This is a genomic window from Enterococcus sp. AAFC-DPL-6103 (assembly GCF_058216595.1).
Genome location: NZ_CM177102.1, coordinates 865,198 through 882,500, shown reverse-complemented (window position 1 = coordinate 882,500; position 17,303 = coordinate 865,198). Strand labels below are relative to the sequence as shown.

Below are 17,303 nucleotides of genomic sequence, written 5' to 3'. Positions count from 1 at the left end.
TGGTTCACTATCGGTCACTAGGGAGTATTTAGCCTTGGGAGATGGTCCTCCCGGATTCCGACGGAATTCCTCGTGTTCCGCCGTACTCAGGATCCTCCTAGGTGCTTTCCAAATTTCATCTACGGGGTTTTTACCCTCTTTGACTGACTTTTCCAAGTCATTCGATTATCTGAAAAAACTACCATATCGGAGTCCTACAACCCCAACAAGCAAGCTTGTTGGTTTGGGCTTTTCCCGTTTCGCTCGCCGCTACTCAGGGAATCGAATTTTCTTTCTCTTCCTGCAGGTACTTAGATGTTTCAGTTCTCTGCGTCTACCTCAAATATGCTATGTATTCACATATTTGTAACATCCTATAAAAGATGCTGGGTTCCCCCATTCGGAAATCTCTGGATCATAGCTTACGTACAGCTCCCCAAAGCATATCGGTGTTAGTCCCGTCCTTCATCGGCTCCTAGTGCCAAGGCATCCACCGTGCGCCCTTATTCACTTAACCTTATCAACCTTACGGTTGGGTTTTGACTTCATTTCTAGCGATAGAAACGTGTCAAGAAAAATAAGCAATTGAACTTATTAAAAAACTCATTCAACGCGGTGTTCTCGGTTTGTTTTGATCTTACTTCAAATATCCAGTTTTCAATGAACAAAATTAACAACTAATGTTGTTAATGGAGCCTAGCGGGATCGAACCGCTGACCTCCTGCGTGCAAAGCAGGCGCTCTCCCAGCTGAGCTAAGGCCCCAAGTATTAAAAATAATAAGAGTAAACCTCTCAAAACTGAACAAAGTAATAATGACAAACCTGTGTAGTCTCCGTAATATTCCTTAGAAAGGAGGTGATCCAGCCGCACCTTCCGATACGGCTACCTTGTTACGACTTCACCCCAATCATCTATCCCACCTTAGGCGGCTGGCTCCAAAAGGTTACCTCACCGACTTCGGGTGTTACAAACTTTCGTGGTGTGACGGGCGGTGTGTACAAGGCCCGGGAACGTATTCACCGCGGCGTGCTGATCCGCGATTACTAGCGATTCCGGCTTCATGTAGGCGAGTTGCAGCCTACAATCCGAACTGAGAGAAGCTTTAAGAGATTAGCTTAGCCTCGCGACTTCGCGACTCGTTGTACTTCCCATTGTAGCACGTGTGTAGCCCAGGTCATAAGGGGCATGATGATTTGACGTCATCCCCACCTTCCTCCGGTTTGTCACCGGCAGTCTTGCTAGAGTGCCCAACTTAATGATGGCAACTAACAATAAGGGTTGCGCTCGTTGCGGGACTTAACCCAACATCTCACGACACGAGCTGACGACAACCATGCACCACCTGTCACTTTGCCCCCGAAGGGGAAGCTCTATCTCTAGAGTGGTCAAAGGATGTCAAGACCTGGTAAGGTTCTTCGCGTTGCTTCGAATTAAACCACATGCTCCACCGCTTGTGCGGGCCCCCGTCAATTCCTTTGAGTTTCAACCTTGCGGTCGTACTCCCCAGGCGGAGTGCTTAATGCGTTAGCTGCAGCACTGAAGGGCGGAAACCCTCCAACACTTAGCACTCATCGTTTACGGCGTGGACTACCAGGGTATCTAATCCTGTTTGCTCCCCACGCTTTCGAGCCTCAGCGTCAGTTACAGACCAGAGAGTCGCCTTCGCCACTGGTGTTCCTCCATATATCTACGCATTTCACCGCTACACATGGAATTCCACTCTCCTCTTCTGCACTCAAGTCTCCCAGTTTCCAATGACCCTCCCCGGTTGAGCCGGGGGCTTTCACATCAGACTTAAGAAACCGCCTGCGCTCGCTTTACGCCCAATAAATCCGGACAACGCTTGCCACCTACGTATTACCGCGGCTGCTGGCACGTAGTTAGCCGTGGCTTTCTGGTTAGATACCGTCAAGGGATGAACAGTTACTCTCATCCTTGTTCTTCTCTAACAACAGAGTTTTACGATCCGAAAACCTTCTTCACTCACGCGGCGTTGCTCGGTCAGACTTTCGTCCATTGCCGAAGATTCCCTACTGCTGCCTCCCGTAGGAGTTTGGGCCGTGTCTCAGTCCCAATGTGGCCGATCACCCTCTCAGGTCGGCTATGCATCGTGGCCTTGGTGAGCCGTTACCTCACCAACTAGCTAATGCACCGCGGGTCCATCCATCAGCGACACCCGAAAGCGCCTTTCAAATCAAAACCATGCGGTTTCGATTGTTATACGGTATTAGCACCTGTTTCCAAGTGTTATCCCCTTCTGATGGGCAGGTTACCCACGTGTTACTCACCCGTTCGCCACTCCTTTTCTTTCGGTGGAGCAAGCTCCGGTGAAAGAAAAAGCGTACGACTTGCATGTATTAGGCACGCCGCCAGCGTTCGTCCTGAGCCAGGATCAAACTCTCATAATAAAAGTTAGAACAATCTTTCGATTGTTAAGCTCAATTTGTTTGCTAGCATATTGCTTGCTGTTTAAAAATGTTTATTGTCTTGAATTGAATCAAGACGCCCTACACATTTGGTTTGTCTTACTTTGTTCAGTTTTCAAAGGTCTAATCAATTTGTTTTAACAACTTTTATATCTTAACAGATTCTTTAGAAGTTGTCAACACTTTTTGTTTTTTAATTTCAAGCCGTTTATTTAACGACTTGATAAGTTTAACATCTCATTCGTTATTTGTCAATAACTTTTTTATTGAGATATCAAACTTTTTGAAGCTTTTTTCTCAAGCGACTTTGTTATTCTAACATGTCATTCTTTATTCGTCAACACTCTTTTTTAAAGAAATTAGTGTTGTTAGTAAGTAAAGAATTATTTGAGAACAAATAATAATATAGCAATCTATTTCTTAAATTGCAACAGAAATAATTACTTTTTTGAATAATATTTTTAAAAACGAATATTCAAAAAAAAAGTTTCTTCTTTGTTCTATTTTTTCTGCTATTTTCTTGCTAAGCTTTACAGATTAGCGCTTATAGTTCGTCCATCAAATACTTGCGTTTCTTTTACCTTGCAGCCCTTTTCTATAAAAACGGAAAAGACAAGTAAAACGAAATTGTTTTACTTGTCTTCAGATTTTACTATTGGAATGAATATCCGAAAAATCGTCCCTTGCCCAACAACGCTCTCAGCAATAATTCTCCCCCTATAGCTTTCGACTAATTGTTTAGCTATAGATAATCCAAGCCCATTTCCACCTTTTGTACGTGCTCTAGCTTTATCAACTCGATAAAACCGATTGAATATTTTCTTCAAATCTTCTTGTGGGATTCCCTCACCAAAGTCTTGAATCGCAATCTCAAATTCACTTAACGTAGAAGAAATAGAAATATGTACTTCTTTTCTAGTCGTAGAGTATTTGACTGCATTATCAAGAATGATAATGATCAATTGTTCAAAATGATTACGATAGATTTGTAAAATCACTTCCTTAGATAAATCATCATCCAAAGTGATTACATAATCTGGATATAGAATCTTAAAATTATTATAGACTTGATAGGTAACTTCTTTTCCTTTTGTAGTTTCGTTACCATAATGAATATCAACTTGCTCCGCTCTAGAAAGATCCAACATTTCTTGAACAAGGCTCTTCATACGGCTAATTTCTTGCATACTTGCGCTAAGAGACTCTTCTAAGATTTCAGGATCATCTTTTCCCCAACGATTTAGCAAACTCAAATGCCCTTCAATGATTGCAACAGGTGTTCGTAATTCATGAGACACATCTTGAACAAATTGTTCTTGTTGTTCCATATATAGACGCATTCGATCAAGCATCTCATTAAAGATTTCAGCTAAATCTGCCAACTCGTCATTTGTATCAATTTCAGGCATATGGATATTCGACTGAGGGTCCTTTCGGATAGTATCCATCGTATCTCGCAGAACTTTTAACGGTTTCAGGAAATAAGAAGATAGGAAAAAACCTAAGATACTACTTAGAATCAACGAAACGACTTCTAAAATAATCAGTGTCAGCAATAATTTATTCCGTATATCATAAAAAGAGGACAATTCATAGAAAGTTTGTGCATACCCAATTTTTTCTCGAGTCCCTTTAGAATAGATTGGCTGGATTGACAAAAATCCTGTTCTACCATCAATTGTCACAATTGTCGGAACTTTTCTGGTTGTTTGCAACAACGCTTGACTATGCTGTTGTGTCTTAAATATCAACTTTTCTTCTAAATCATAGACGAATAAATCTAATGATGACTGACCAAGTTCAGCAATGAAGGAATCAATTTTCATCAAGTTCCCTTCGATATTCGTCGTTTGATCATCAATGTTACTATCATTAGTAGTTGTATTCGTTAAATTTCGGTACGTATTGACTAAAGTCAGCTCTTCATCTGAATTAGCTAAACGGGAAGCCACTTGCGAAATCGTTCGTTCCACATTGTTTCGTTCTTTAGCAACAATTAGATTAATTGAAGATTTGTAAGTAATAACTGCAAAAATAGTAAAAACAACAAATATAAAGAAAGAACTTGCAAAAGCCCACTTGATGGTCAAGGAAGGGCCTTTCAGTTCTCTTTTTTCCGATTTTTTCGGTTTGATCACGAGCGCATCACATAACCTGTTCCACGGACAGTTTGGATGTAACTTTCCTCCCCAGGAACATCAATCTTATTACGCAAGTAACGAATATATACATCGACAACATTTGTTTCGACTTCTGTTTCATAACCCCAAACTTTGTTTAATAGAACATCGCGAGCTAATACAACATTGACGTTTTCCATCAAAGTCAATAATAACTCATATTCACGTTTGGTTAATTCAATTACTTCATTTCCACGACGTACCACACGATTTTCTTTTTCAATCGTTAGGTCACGATAAGTAATTGTTGTTTGTTTTGCTACGTTTTTATCACCTTCGATATCGATTCGACGTAACAAAGCTCGCAAGCGGGCTAATAATTCTTCGATTGCAAATGGCTTAACAATATAGTCATCTGCTCCATGGTCTAAACCTGACACACGATCAATCACAGAATCTCTAGCAGTCATCATGATGATTGGTGTATTCTTCACTTGACGGACACGTCGACAAACTTCTAATCCATTTAATTCAGGTAACATCAAATCTAGTAAAATGGCATCCCATTCATTATTTAAAGCGGCGTCTAATCCAGTACGACCATTGTAATGAACTTCAGCATTATACCCTTCATGCTTTAATTCCAACTCGACAAAGCGAGCTAAGTTCTTTTCATCTTCAATGATTAGAATATTACTCATCTATTATTTTATCCTTTCCCTCTACGCGATTTCTACAAACTCTATCATTATACCGATATTCTACTTAAAAATCTATAGTCATTCTATCATGAATAAACAATTTTAAAAAGAGCCGAAGTCTATTCGTAACAAATGACTTCAGCTCTATCATGATTTCGCTAATTTTTCAGTTTTGCAAAGTCAAGAACTACTTACTCTTCATGATACCAAGAGTAGTGGAAGATTCCTTCTTTATCCACACGTTCATACGTGTGTGCACCAAAATAATCACGTTGTGCTTGAATAATATTAGCTGGCAAGCGCTCTGCTCTATAGGAATCAAAGTAAGAGATTGCTGAAGAGAATGTTGGCACTGGTACACCAGCTTGAACAGCTAAAGCAACTACATCTCTCACAGCTTGTTGATATTTCTTCGTGATTTCAACAAAATAATCATCTAACAATAAGTTTTCGATATCTGGGTCTTTATCATACGCATCTGTAATTTTTTGTAAGAAACGAGCACGGATAATACATCCTGCACGCCAGATTTTAGCAATTTCGCCAAATGGCAAGTCCCAATCATACTCTTTTGAAGCCACTCGTAATTGAGCAAAGCCTTGAGCATAACTCATGATTTTGCTAAAGTACAATGCTTCACGAATTTTCTCAACTAATTCTTTTTTGTCGCCAGTATATTCAAAATTATTTGGATTTGACAAAATTTTACTTGCTTGGACACGTTCCTCTTTATAAGCAGAGATATAACGAGCAAAGACAGATTCTGTGATCAATGGAAGTGGCACGCCTAAATCTAAAGCACTTTGGCTTGTCCATTTACCGGTTCCCTTATTACCAGCAGCATCAAGGATAACATCAACAATCGGTTTGCCTGTACCTTCATCATCTTTACGAGTTAAAATGTCAGCAGTGATCTCGATTAAGTAGCTATCAAGTTCACCTTGATTCCATTCCTTGAAGATTTCAGCCATTTCCTCAACTGACAGTCCAAGAATGTTCTTCATTAAATCATAAGACTCAGCAATCAATTGCATGTCTCCGTACTCAATTCCATTGTGAACCATTTTTACATAATGTCCTGCACCATTTGGTCCAATGTAAGTGACACATGGTTCGCCATCTTCTGCTTTAGCAGAAATTTGTTCTAAAATTGGTGCCACTAGTTCGTAGGCTTCTTTTTGACCACCAGGCATGATAGAAGGACCTTTAAGTGCGCCTTCTTCTCCACCAGAAACACCAGTACCAATAAAGTTGATTCCAGAATTTGCTAATTCTTCGTTACGACGGATCGTATCTTTGAAGAATGTATTTCCGCCATCAATCAAAATATCACCTTTATCTAAATGAGGTAATAATTCTTGAATCGTCGCATCCGTAGCTGGTCCTGCTTTAACCATCAAAAGAATACGACGTGGTTTTTCAATTGAAGCAACAAAGTCTTCCATTGTATAAGTTGCTTTAAAGTTTTTATCTGGATGTTCTTCTACTACTTCTGTCGTTTTTGAACCAGTGCGGTTAAATAATGCGACTGAATAACCGCGGCTTTCAATATTCAAGGCTAAGTTTTTGCCCATAACGGCCATACCGACAACGCCGATTTGTTGTTTCGTCATATGAACTCCTCCTACATTTGGGGTTACTCCCCTAATCTCTCTCATTATAGCCTATCATCGGTGCAATGCAAACCAATGTGCAAAATATTTTGGCGTTTTTCGAGAAAAAAATAAACCCCAAGGCTCCATGGTTAGCCTTGAGGTTTTACATTTTCTAATTAAAATGTATTAAGCTTCTTTAGACATTACGTCCTTACCATCATAGTAACCACAATTTGTACATACGTGATGGCTTTTTTTCATTTCACCACAGTTAGGACATTCGTTTAACCCTTTGATTGTCAATTTGTAGTGTGTACGACGTTTTGCTTTTTTAGCTTTTGATGTTCTTCTAGCTGGTACTGCCATTTTGCTACACCTCCTTGTAAAGTCTTGCATCAAATTAGATGCAATATATTCCAATCTTACTTATTATCTTTATTCCTTTGATTCATCATCAAAAAATTCCGATAGTTTTGCAAGACGAGGATCTACTTTTGTCTCAGCTTCTTCCATTTTTCTGCGCTCATGTTCTGCTTCAGAAATAACTTCCCAATCCATACCTTTAGGCAGATTGGTTTCATCTATTTCCTCTGCTTCAGTAAGCACACGCATTGGAATCGCCAATAAAATATTATCTTCGATTGACTCTGTCAAATCAAGCTGTGTGCCTTCAATCAACAAAATATCATCAGCCGATAATTGTTCGTCTCGACTTTGGTACTGTTCTACTGTCATGAATAATTCATCAACTGGAAAATCCATTACTAGCTCAACAGGTTCTAATGAACGTGTTGATGGAACAGTCAGAGTCGTTTGCACAGTGTAATGAACGATATAGCCTTTTTTATCAACGGAAATAAATCCTTCAACAGCCACTGGTGCAACATCGAGTATTAAGTTATCACGTTTCATCAAACTTGATTTTAAATCAAGTGTTTCATGAAATACTAATGGTGTCTCTTGATATTTTCGTAATTCTAGTAAAGACCATTTCATTTTTCATCACTCCTAAGCAACAAAAGCAATTATACAGGGCAAAAACGTCCTTGTCAATGAAATTTTCTTGACACCTTACACTTCATAAAAAAACAGTACATTAAATACAAAATCAGTTTTCTGTTTTTACTTTAGTGACAAAATTTTCGTTTTCTTTTTTGCCAAAGTTCTATTGAGACGTCTTTCATGTCATTGAATTCTTTTCCGAAAAAAAATTTGAGTTTTATTTCTATTCAATCGAAATAACAAGTAATCGTTTATTGATTTCGTAAAATTTCCAAGTGTATCTGCTTAATCTTTTCTTTTTAATTATTCGAATCACTTCATAGAGTTTTCAGTTGCTATCAAGAAATGAATCTATTACAATAAATATTATTTATATGGATAATGAGAGGAGCTAACATATGAACACACGAGACATTGAATATTATGTCCAGTTAATCAAATTAAAAAATTTTACAAAAGTTGCGAATCTATTTCATGTTAGCCAACCTACAATTACTTACGCTGTCCAACGATTAGAGAAAGAGTTGAATGCCGTTCTCATCGTCCGAGATCGTTCGCACAATGAATTATTGATCACGCCTGCTGGCTACCAACTATTTATCCATGCACAGTCTATCCTTCAAGAAATTACTCGTGCAAAAGCAGAGATCCAACAACTACAAACAAAAAAAATTCGTCTTGGCATGCCGCCGATTATTGGAAATGAATATTTTCCAAAATTATCCGGCTACTTTATTCGACAAAAATTGATGAGTCAATTGGAAATCATTGATGGTGGTTCTCGCGACTTATATGGAATGATTCATCAAGGACAAATTGATTTGGCTTTACTCGGTTCAACTCAGCCAATTGTTGATCAGTCGTTAGAAACGCAATTGCTCTTAGACAAGCGATTTATGATTGTCGTCTCACCTGAACATCCTCTTGCCCAAAAGCAAGCTGTTTCATTCAAAGAATTGATTAACGAAGAATTTGTTTTATTAAACGAGCATTACGTCCATCCAACTGCTTTCTCAAAACTAGCAAAGCAAACACATATCGAGCCAAAGATCGTTTACCAAAGTAATGATTTATCCATTCTAAAAAGTATGATTCGGGAACAAGTTGGGATAGGATTTTTAACAGAGATTGCGATCCATCAAGAAGACCAGTTAATTGCGCTTCCACTAACCGATACTGTACAACCACGCTTTTTGATTTCACTTGTCACACGCACACAACAATTGCCAACAGATTTACAGCAACAAGTTGTCCGTGTCATCAATGAATTCATTCAGACACAAAAAAACAGCCCCTCAGATTAAGGAGCTGTTTTTTTTATACTATCTAGTAAATTAGATAGCTGTTGTTTCGCCACGGTATACAATACCACGACGTGAATCAACAGTAATCAATTCACCATCAACGATTGTTGAAGTTGCATCTTTTGCACCAACAATTACAGGAATATCTTGAGCGATACCTACAACTGCTGCGTGTGAAGTTAAGCCGCCTTCTTCAACTACGACTGCTGCTGCTTTTTCAATAGCAGGCATGTATTCTTTATCAGTTGTTGGAACCACTAATACCATGCCGTCTTTTGCTTTTTTAATTGCTTCTTCAGCAGATGAAGCAACTACTGCGTTTGCAACAACAGATTTTTGACCAACGCCTTGAGCTTCTAATAATTTAGAACCAATCATTTGAATTTTCATTACGTTAGTTGTTCCACGTTCACCAACTGGTACACCAGCAGTGATCAAGATTAAATCGCCTTCTGAAGCAAAGCCTAATTCAACTGCTTTTTTAGCAGCTAATTCAAACATTTCATCAGTAGTTGTTGGTTTTTCAGTAACTGTTGGGTATACGCCCCAGTTTAACATCAAACCACGTTTTGTGCGTTCGTCAAATGTAACTGCCAAGATGTCAGCATCTGGACGGTATTTAGAAATCATTTTAGCTGTGTAACCAGACTCAGTTGCAGCAACGATTGTTTTAACACCTAAGTTTTTAGCAGCACGAGCTACTGACAAACCGATTGTTTCAGTAACATCAGTTTTGTCAAATTGATTGATTTGGAATGTACCTAATTCAGCTAAAGCTTTTTCAGCTTCTTGGTCAATACGAGCCATTGTTGCAACAGCTTCTACTGGGTAGTCACCATTTGCAGATTCACCTGATAACATTGTTGCGTCTGTACCATCAAATACAGCGTTGGCAACGTCAGATGCTTCGGCACGTGTTGGACGTGGGTTTTCTTGCATTGATTCTAACATTTGTGTAGCTGTAATAACTGGGATACCAGCAGCGTTACATTTTTTAATGATACGTTTTTGAACCATTGGTACTAATTCAGCTGGGATTTCAACACCCATATCACCACGAGCAATCATAACACCATCAGAAACTTTGATGATTTCGTCGATGTTGTCGATACCTTCTTCAGATTCAATTTTAGGGAAAATTTGAACGTGTGTCATATTTTTTTCTTCTAAAATTTCACGAATGTCTAAAACGTCTTGTGCTTTACGTACAAAACTTGCAGCGATAAAGTCGATGTCGTTATCTAAACCGAAACGAATATCGTCAGCATCTTTTTCTGTAATACCTGGTAAGCTGATTGATACGCCTGGTGCATTAACCCCTTTACGTGATCCTAGCATACCTGCATTTTTCACTACTACAACTAATTCGCGGTTTGCTTCGTCTTTTTCAACGATTTCCATGTCAATAAGACCATCATCGAATAAGATGTGTCCACCAACGTGAACGTCATCGAATAAACCTGGATAAGTTACAGCGATTTTTTCTTTTGAACCAACATGTTCAGGATCCATTGAGATACGAGTTTGATCTCCAACTTCAAATTTGATATAGCCAGCACGGCCAAAATCAGCTTCTGTTGTTCCTTGAACAGTTGTACGGATTTCTGCACCTTTAGTATCTAAAAGGATACCTACATCTTTACCTGTTTGTTTAACAGCTTCACGAACCATTACCATACGTGATAATTGTTCTTCATGATCTCCATGTGAGAAGTTAAAACGGAAGACATTTGCTCCAGATTCGATCAGTTTAGAAATAGTTTCTACTGAGTTACTTGCTGGTCCTAATGTACTAACGATTTTGGTTTTTTTCATTTTACAAAACGCTCCCATTCAATTTTGTTTATTTAAAGCTTTACAGCTTAAATAGCTACTAATTATAGATAATTTAGTTGAGTCAAACAAAGTTTGCTCTACTCATTCCTTCTTTTGCTCAAATCACTTTAGAATGAAAGAGTATTATTTAATTCGTATAATGATAAGTCTGGTTTATGTTTGTTGTTTTCCAAAGTATCAATGATGTCAGAAGCAACGATTTCATTGTCGTGGATACCAACACATAGTCCGCCTTTACCTTGTTGTAATAATTCAACAGCATAAGCGCCAAATTTACTTGCTAACACACGGTCACGTGCGCTTGGTGCGCCCCCACGAACAACGTGTCCTAAGATAGATACGCGTGTATGGTAGTCACCGAATTCTGAAAGTTTTTCAGCAAATTCATTTCCGCCCATTACACCTTCAGCCAAGATGATCAAGCAATGTTTTTTACCACGATCGCGGCCTTCTTGGATTTTTTTAGCAACAGCAGCCATGTCAAAGTCATGTTCTGGAATGATGATTTCGTCAGCACCACCTGCAACACCTGACCATAGAGCGATATCGCCAGCGTTACGTCCCATCACTTCGATAACGAATGTACGAACGTGTGATGTAGCTGTGTCACGAATGCGGTCAATTGATTCAAGCACTGTATTGATTGCTGTATCAAAACCGATTGTGAAGTCTGTACCAGGAATATCATTATCAATTGTTCCAGGAATTCCCACTGCTGGGAAACCACGTTTAGTTAAAGCCATCGCTCCGTGATAAGAGCCATCGCCACCGATAACTACTAATCCTTCAATACCGAATTTTTTCAATTGTTCAATACCCTTTAATTGCCCTTCTTCTGTAGCAAATTCTGGGTAACGAGCAGAGTACAAGAAAGTACCACCGCGTTGGATTTTATCACCAACATCAGCAACGTCAAGACGACGAATATCTCCGGCAACTAATCCGGCAAATCCGTAGTTGATTCCATAAACTTCTAGACCTTCATAGATTCCTTTACGAACAACTGCGCGAATCGCTGCGTTCATTCCAGGTGCGTCTCCGCCACTGGTCAAAATTCCGATGCGTTTCATATAAACATTCACCTCATTAAAATACTTTATCCTAAGAAGACTTAGGCTATAACCGTTTGTTTGCAATAACCACGTCTAACATTCTAACATTATTTTTCTAACTTGTCTTGGTTAATAGCTAAAAAAATGAAAAAAAATGAAAGCACGTAGTATTTTTTACCGTAACTTATTTGAAAACAACATTTTCCTCCTGAAGTAAATAAGAAAGCTGCCCTTTTAGACTATCACTCCCATCTACCCAATTTTCCTCTGATAACACAATTTTCCGATGATTTTTTTCATAGTATAAAACAACTGGAATGTACCCAGGATGTTTCTGAAAAATTGTTTTCAATTGACGCATTGTTTCATGGTCTTCTTGTTCTTCCGTAATTCTTAAATAACAAGTTTGATCTGGAAACTGTTTTTCAAATTCTTTGGCATCTGCAAATGTTTCACCGAGCAATTGTAATTCTTGGTTATAATGGCTTATTTCACTACGACCTTGTACAAATAATACTCGATTCATTTCAAAAAGATTTCTGAATTGACGATACAACTTGGGAAAAACGGTGACTGTTACTTCGCCTGAGCTATCTGTCCCTTCCACAAAAGCCATTCGTTCACCTTTTTTTGTCCGAATTTCACGAATACTTTTGATGTACAACAACAAACTGACCGTCTGCTGAGGCACGATTTCGGTAATCAATTGAACCCGTTTAGCTAAACGTAGTCGCTCATAGCCTTCCGTGGGGTGCCCAGATAAGTAAACACCTAGATATTCTTCTTCAAGGGCTAAACGTTCATCTAACGAATAATCTGCAACTTTTTCTTCTTTCAACGCCATGATTTCCATAAGATCCAAACTCCCACTACTATACTGAACATTTTGAATTTTTCCCTCTAAGTCAATCATGAGCTGCTTTCGATTTTTTTCTAGCTCATCAAATGCGCCGACCGCAACTAAAGGTTTTAGGATCTCTTCTTTAAGCCAACGCTTATCTATACGAATCAAAAATTCATCAACAGATGTGAACGAGCCATTTGCCTTTCTTTCATTAATAATCTCTTCTACAAAGTCTCGTCGAACTCCTTTGATTGCTGTCAATCCAAAACGAATCATTTGTGAATCAACTAATTCAAACCCATAAGCACTTTGATTGATAGAAGGCGGACTTAATGTCAGCTTGTTCTTTCTCGCCTCAGCAAGGTATTCTTTTAACTTAGCAGTATTGTGCCGAACAGCATTCATCAAGCTAGTAAAGAACGCTCCTGGATAATGTGCTTTAAGATAAGCCATTTGGAATCCAACAAATGAATACGCAAATGCATGCGACCGATTAAATCCATAATTAGCAAAACGTTCAATATAATCATAAACTTCAATCGCCTTTTCTTTGGAGTAGCCCTGCGTCAGTGAACCAGCTACAAAATGTTCTCTTTCTCTATCAATAACTTCCTTTTTTTTCTTACTAATCGCACGACGCAAAATATCTGCTTGACCTAAAGAAAAACCAGCCATTGTTGAAGCAATTTGCATAATTTGTTCCTGATAAACAATGACCCCATAAGTATTTTCTAGAATTGGTTTTAATGTATCATCTGGATATTTGATAAGTTCTTTACCTTTTTTTCGTGCAATAAATGTATCAATATTTTGCATAGGTCCGGGGCGATACAAAGCATTTACAGCAGCGATGTCTTCGATATTTTCAGGTTCTAATCGCCGTAAAACATTTCGAATTCCTGCGGATTCAAATTGGAAAACGCCTGTTGTTTCACCTTTTTGAAATAAATGGAAAGTTTTTGCATCGTTCAGTGGTATCTGTTTAAGTTGAAGATCGATTTTTTCTACACGTTTGATTGATTTAAGCGCATAATCGATAATCGATAAATTTCGTAATCCTAAGAAATCCATCTTCAACAATCCGATTTCTTCTACAGCATTCATGGTGTATTGTGTTAAAAATGCTTCGTCTGATCCCTGCTGTAAAGGAACTAATTCCAACAGATTTCGGTCACTCAATACCACTCCTGCAGCATGTGTCGATATATGGCGTGGTAAGCCTTCTAAAATCATTGCTGTTTGAAACAGCAGTTGGTTTTTTTTATTTGCTTGTACTAATTCAACTAATTTATTTGAAGATTTGTAGGCTTGCGACAAAGTGATTTTCAACTGATTTGGAATCGCCTTCGACCACCGATTTGCCTCACTTTGTGAAACACCAAACACTCGGGCAACATCTCTTAGTACCATTTTAGCAGCCATTGTGCCAAAAGTTGCAATTTGTGCCATATGGTATTGTCCATATTTTTCGCGGACATAGTTCAAGACTTCTTCACGTTTATTATCAGGAATATCCAAATCGATATCAGGCATTGTATAACGTTCAGGATTTAAAAAACGTTCAAAAAGTAAATGATATTTCAAAGGATCCACATCTGTGATTGCTAAAACATAAGCAACTAATGAACCAGCTGCTGACCCCCGCCCCGCACCAGTAACGATTTTTTGTTTGTGAGCGAATGCCATCACATCCCATACAATTAAAAAGTAATCATCGAATCCCATTTGATGAATAATCGACAATTCATAGTCTAAACGTTCTTGATATTTTGGTGTCAAAGTTTTCACCCTTTTGGCTAATTGGCTTTGACATAATTGTTTCAGGTAAACTGCTGCGGATTCATTATTTGGAACTGGATAATGTGGTAATAGCTTTTGATGAAATTGAAACTCAAAGTTTATTGATTCAGCTAATTTTTGAGTGGTTTCAAGAACTTTGTGCATATGTCTCTCATTAAATTGCTGAATTCTCTTACTCTCTGATTCAAGAAAATTTTTATTTTCTAATTGACTAACTTCTACTAATTCCTCAGGTGAAATCTGTGTTCCTTCTTTAATATGCTTCATTGTTTCCAACGCAAACAAATCTTCCTGATGCAAACTTGCAATTGGATGCAACGCACATAGTTGTTCCTCTTCCGTTAGTAAAAAATCATACCATTCTTCAGAAGAGGAAGGGGTCTGGATAGTCACACCTCCATAAAAATCTTGTGAGTGAACTTTTTCTTTTAGCATTTGCCAATGACTTGCAAAAGTTTCTACCTCACCATAATCATTTGCAATAGAGTGATTATCCGGAACAACTAAAATCAAATGATCTGTTTTCGTCCACGTGTTCAGTTCGATAGTACCTTCAATCATCTTTTTGCTCGATACATTCATCAATTGTTGGTACCCAATCTTATCTTTTGCATAAACTAGCAGTCCGTAATCATTGTCTTCAAAAGTATACTCAAGATGTATGCCAATAATTGGTTTGATGCCCTCTTTGACACACTCTTGGTAAAATTCTGCAGCACCATACAAAACATCCTCATCCGTGATAGCTAAATAAGTGTAACCCAATTTTTTAGCCTCACGGACATATTCTTGGATGCGAATCGTGCTTTGTAATAAAGAATACGAAGTTCTCGTATACAGTTGTGGAAAAAACATCTTGCATTCCGCCTTTTTTTTCGTTAAAATTCACTATCGTTAGTACAATGAAGCATTGTACCTTGCTTTACATTCAAAAAAATTCTGTTAAAATTGGGATAGAAAAGAGGTGTTCTTCATGCGATATATTGTAACGTTATTTTGGTCTCTAGTTTTAGGACAAGTTGTCGGTTACATTGGTGGTGCCTTGACACAAGGAACTTACGATTTTACTTTGACAGCAATTCTGTCACTAGTTACTGGTATCATTATCATCTTAATCGGTGCAGTTGCTCCAACAAAAAAAGAAGCCTCATCGCACTCATAGTAAATCAAAACAGATTGGGAAAGCAAGTTTTCCCAATCTGTTTTTTTGTCTACAATTCTTTTTTTAAAATTTACTACGCAAAACCTTTCTAAAATTAAAAAGCGAAAGGCCGATATTGGATAAGACAAAACAACTCGTTACCACGAAAACTGCACTGTAACCAAACGAGTGGGCTACGGTCGAACCAAGCATTGGTCCTAAAACCTGCCCAAAGTTACTAAACATTTGATTGTAACTATACACTCGGCTTACACCCTCTTGAGGAGTGATTTTGCTAATCAACGTATTAATAGAAGGCATCAACGCCCCAGTCGAAAAGCCTAAAATAAAACGCAAGATACCTAGCTGTAGTGGTGTTTGAACGAACGCCATAGGGAGATAACAACAAAACGATAAAACCAACCCAGCAAGTAGCACCTTATGATTACCAATTCTATCGCCTAATTTTCCTAATTTAGGTGAAGATAACACCGCCGAAACCCCAGCAACTGAAACAATCAATCCACTAATAAAAAGAACATTGTTGATATCCCCACTTAATTGACGAATATACAATGTCAAAATCGGACTGATACTGGTTACACCAATTTGTAAAATCAACGTGGTGATAAATAGTCCTACTAAAATAGAGAAATGGTCCATTTTTGAAAAAATTTCTTTCGTGCTAACTAAATCTTTCTTCTCAACCGGATGAAAATCTTCTTTTACTAGAAAAATGGTTAATATCGTTGTTACCAAAAGTACAGCACCTGTGATAATAAACACATTTTCCATTCCAAACCATTGTGCCAATGCACCACCCATTGAAGGGCCAATCAAATTTCCTGCAATCGCTCCAGTCGAAAGTGTCCCTAATGCCCAACCGCTTTTTTCCTTTGGTGCTTGTGAGGCAATCATTGCTGTAGCATTTGGAATATACCCTGATAAAATTCCATTAAAGAAACGCATGATTAATAGCCAATACACATTCGGAACAAAAGCCAGTGAGCCCATGGTGATCGTCATTCCCGCTGCCGCTCGAACCATCATAATTTTTCGCCCTTTTCGATCTGCTAAATTCCCCCAAACTGGAGCAACGATTGCTGCCGCAAAAGCAGTAACTGAAATCGCTAATCCAGAAAATAATTCAATCTGATCTTTAGGCGTTCCTAGTTGTTCGACGTAAACAGGAATAAACGGCATGACTAAACTAATACTTGCACCAGTGAAAAAACAACCAATCCATGCAATAATTAAATTCTTTCTCCATTTAATCCCCATTCATCATCCCTCTTTCATCTTTCTTCATCATACCTATTTTTAAAGCAACAAGCAACGAATGTGAAAGTAAAAATAAAAAAAGACAAAAAATTCTGACTTTTATAACTTTAAGCGAAAGAAAAAGACAAAAAGTAACGTCAACAGACGCACCTTTTGTCTTGAAAATTTTAACAAACTAAACATCATTCCTATTAATTTGTTAATTTTTTTAATTAAATTTA

At 38.1% G+C, this 17,303-nt stretch carries 11 protein-coding genes, 1 tRNA gene and 2 rRNA genes (1 of these 14 running past the window's edge); 2 read left to right on the top strand and 12 right to left on the bottom strand.

Features of this window, described 5'->3' with window-relative positions:
* From AC4BC3_RS04340 to AC4BC3_RS04305, 8 genes are all read right to left on the bottom strand, one after another.
* Positions 1–496 (bottom strand): 23S ribosomal RNA (locus AC4BC3_RS04340); it reaches 2,418 nt to the left of the window's first position.
* A gap of 173 nt (positions 497–669) precedes the next feature.
* Positions 670–742, bottom strand: a tRNA-Ala gene (locus AC4BC3_RS04335).
* An 86-nt stretch (positions 743–828) separates the two neighbouring features.
* Positions 829–2,388, bottom strand: a 16S ribosomal RNA gene (locus AC4BC3_RS04330).
* The 16S and 23S rRNA genes sit together here with 1 tRNA gene alongside, the layout of an rRNA operon.
* A 650-nt stretch (positions 2,389–3,038) precedes the next feature.
* Positions 3,039–4,544, bottom strand: coding sequence for an ATP-binding protein (locus AC4BC3_RS04325; RefSeq protein ID WP_206907860.1), 1,506 nt, complete (start codon positions 4,542–4,544; stop codon positions 3,039–3,041).
* On the bottom strand, positions 4,541–5,227 hold the full coding sequence (locus AC4BC3_RS04320) for a response regulator transcription factor (protein WP_002290973.1): 687 nt from the start codon (positions 5,225–5,227) through the stop codon (positions 4,541–4,543). Before AC4BC3_RS04320 ends, AC4BC3_RS04325 begins: the two co-directional genes overlap by 4 nt.
* A gap of 191 nt (positions 5,228–5,418) precedes the next feature.
* Entirely contained in the window at positions 5,419–6,840 is a 1,422-nt protein-coding gene (gnd, locus tag AC4BC3_RS04315; protein ID WP_206907859.1) for an NADP-dependent phosphogluconate dehydrogenase, read from the bottom strand.
* A gap of 168 nt (positions 6,841–7,008) precedes the next feature.
* A complete protein-coding gene (gene rpmF, locus AC4BC3_RS04310) occupies positions 7,009–7,188 on the bottom strand; it encodes a 50S ribosomal protein L32 (protein WP_067484136.1) in 180 nt (59 codons plus the stop codon).
* Positions 7,189–7,257: 69 nt separating this feature from the next.
* Positions 7,258–7,818: a YceD family protein gene (locus AC4BC3_RS04305; RefSeq protein WP_490467070.1), complete on the bottom strand. Its 561-nt coding sequence runs from the start codon at positions 7,816–7,818 to the stop codon at positions 7,258–7,260.
* Between the two features lie 404 nt (positions 7,819–8,222).
* Between AC4BC3_RS04305 and AC4BC3_RS04300 the strand changes: the two genes are divergently transcribed.
* A complete protein-coding gene (locus tag AC4BC3_RS04300) occupies positions 8,223–9,128 on the top strand; it encodes a LysR substrate-binding domain-containing protein (RefSeq protein ID WP_206907857.1) in 906 nt (301 codons plus the stop codon).
* Positions 9,129–9,158: 30 nt separating this feature from the next.
* On the opposite strand, the gene pyk is transcribed toward AC4BC3_RS04300, so the two are convergent.
* The 3 genes from pyk to dnaE form a co-directional block, all read right to left on the bottom strand.
* The gene (gene pyk / locus AC4BC3_RS04295; protein WP_206907856.1) at positions 9,159–10,943 is read right to left on the bottom strand and encodes a pyruvate kinase; all 1,785 of its coding nucleotides are present in this window, start codon (positions 10,941–10,943) and stop codon (positions 9,159–9,161) included.
* Between the two features lie 128 nt (positions 10,944–11,071).
* Positions 11,072–12,034, bottom strand: a complete 963-nt coding sequence (gene pfkA / locus AC4BC3_RS04290; RefSeq protein ID WP_067484127.1) for a 6-phosphofructokinase — start codon at positions 12,032–12,034, stop codon at positions 11,072–11,074.
* Positions 12,035–12,200: 166 nt separating this feature from the next.
* Entirely contained in the window at positions 12,201–15,515 is a 3,315-nt protein-coding gene (gene dnaE, locus AC4BC3_RS04285; RefSeq protein ID WP_490467069.1) for a DNA polymerase III subunit alpha, read from the bottom strand.
* A gap of 118 nt (positions 15,516–15,633) precedes the next feature.
* Between dnaE and AC4BC3_RS04280 the strand changes: the two genes are divergently transcribed.
* Positions 15,634–15,822, top strand: a complete 189-nt coding sequence (locus tag AC4BC3_RS04280) for a YjzD family protein (protein WP_206898587.1) — start codon at positions 15,634–15,636, stop codon at positions 15,820–15,822.
* Between the two features lie 63 nt (positions 15,823–15,885).
* Here the strand turns inward: AC4BC3_RS04280 and AC4BC3_RS04275 are convergent, their stop codons facing one another.
* Entirely contained in the window at positions 15,886–17,082 is a 1,197-nt protein-coding gene (locus tag AC4BC3_RS04275; RefSeq protein ID WP_206907853.1) for a multidrug efflux MFS transporter, read from the bottom strand.
* Positions 17,083–17,303 lie beyond the last annotated feature (221 nt).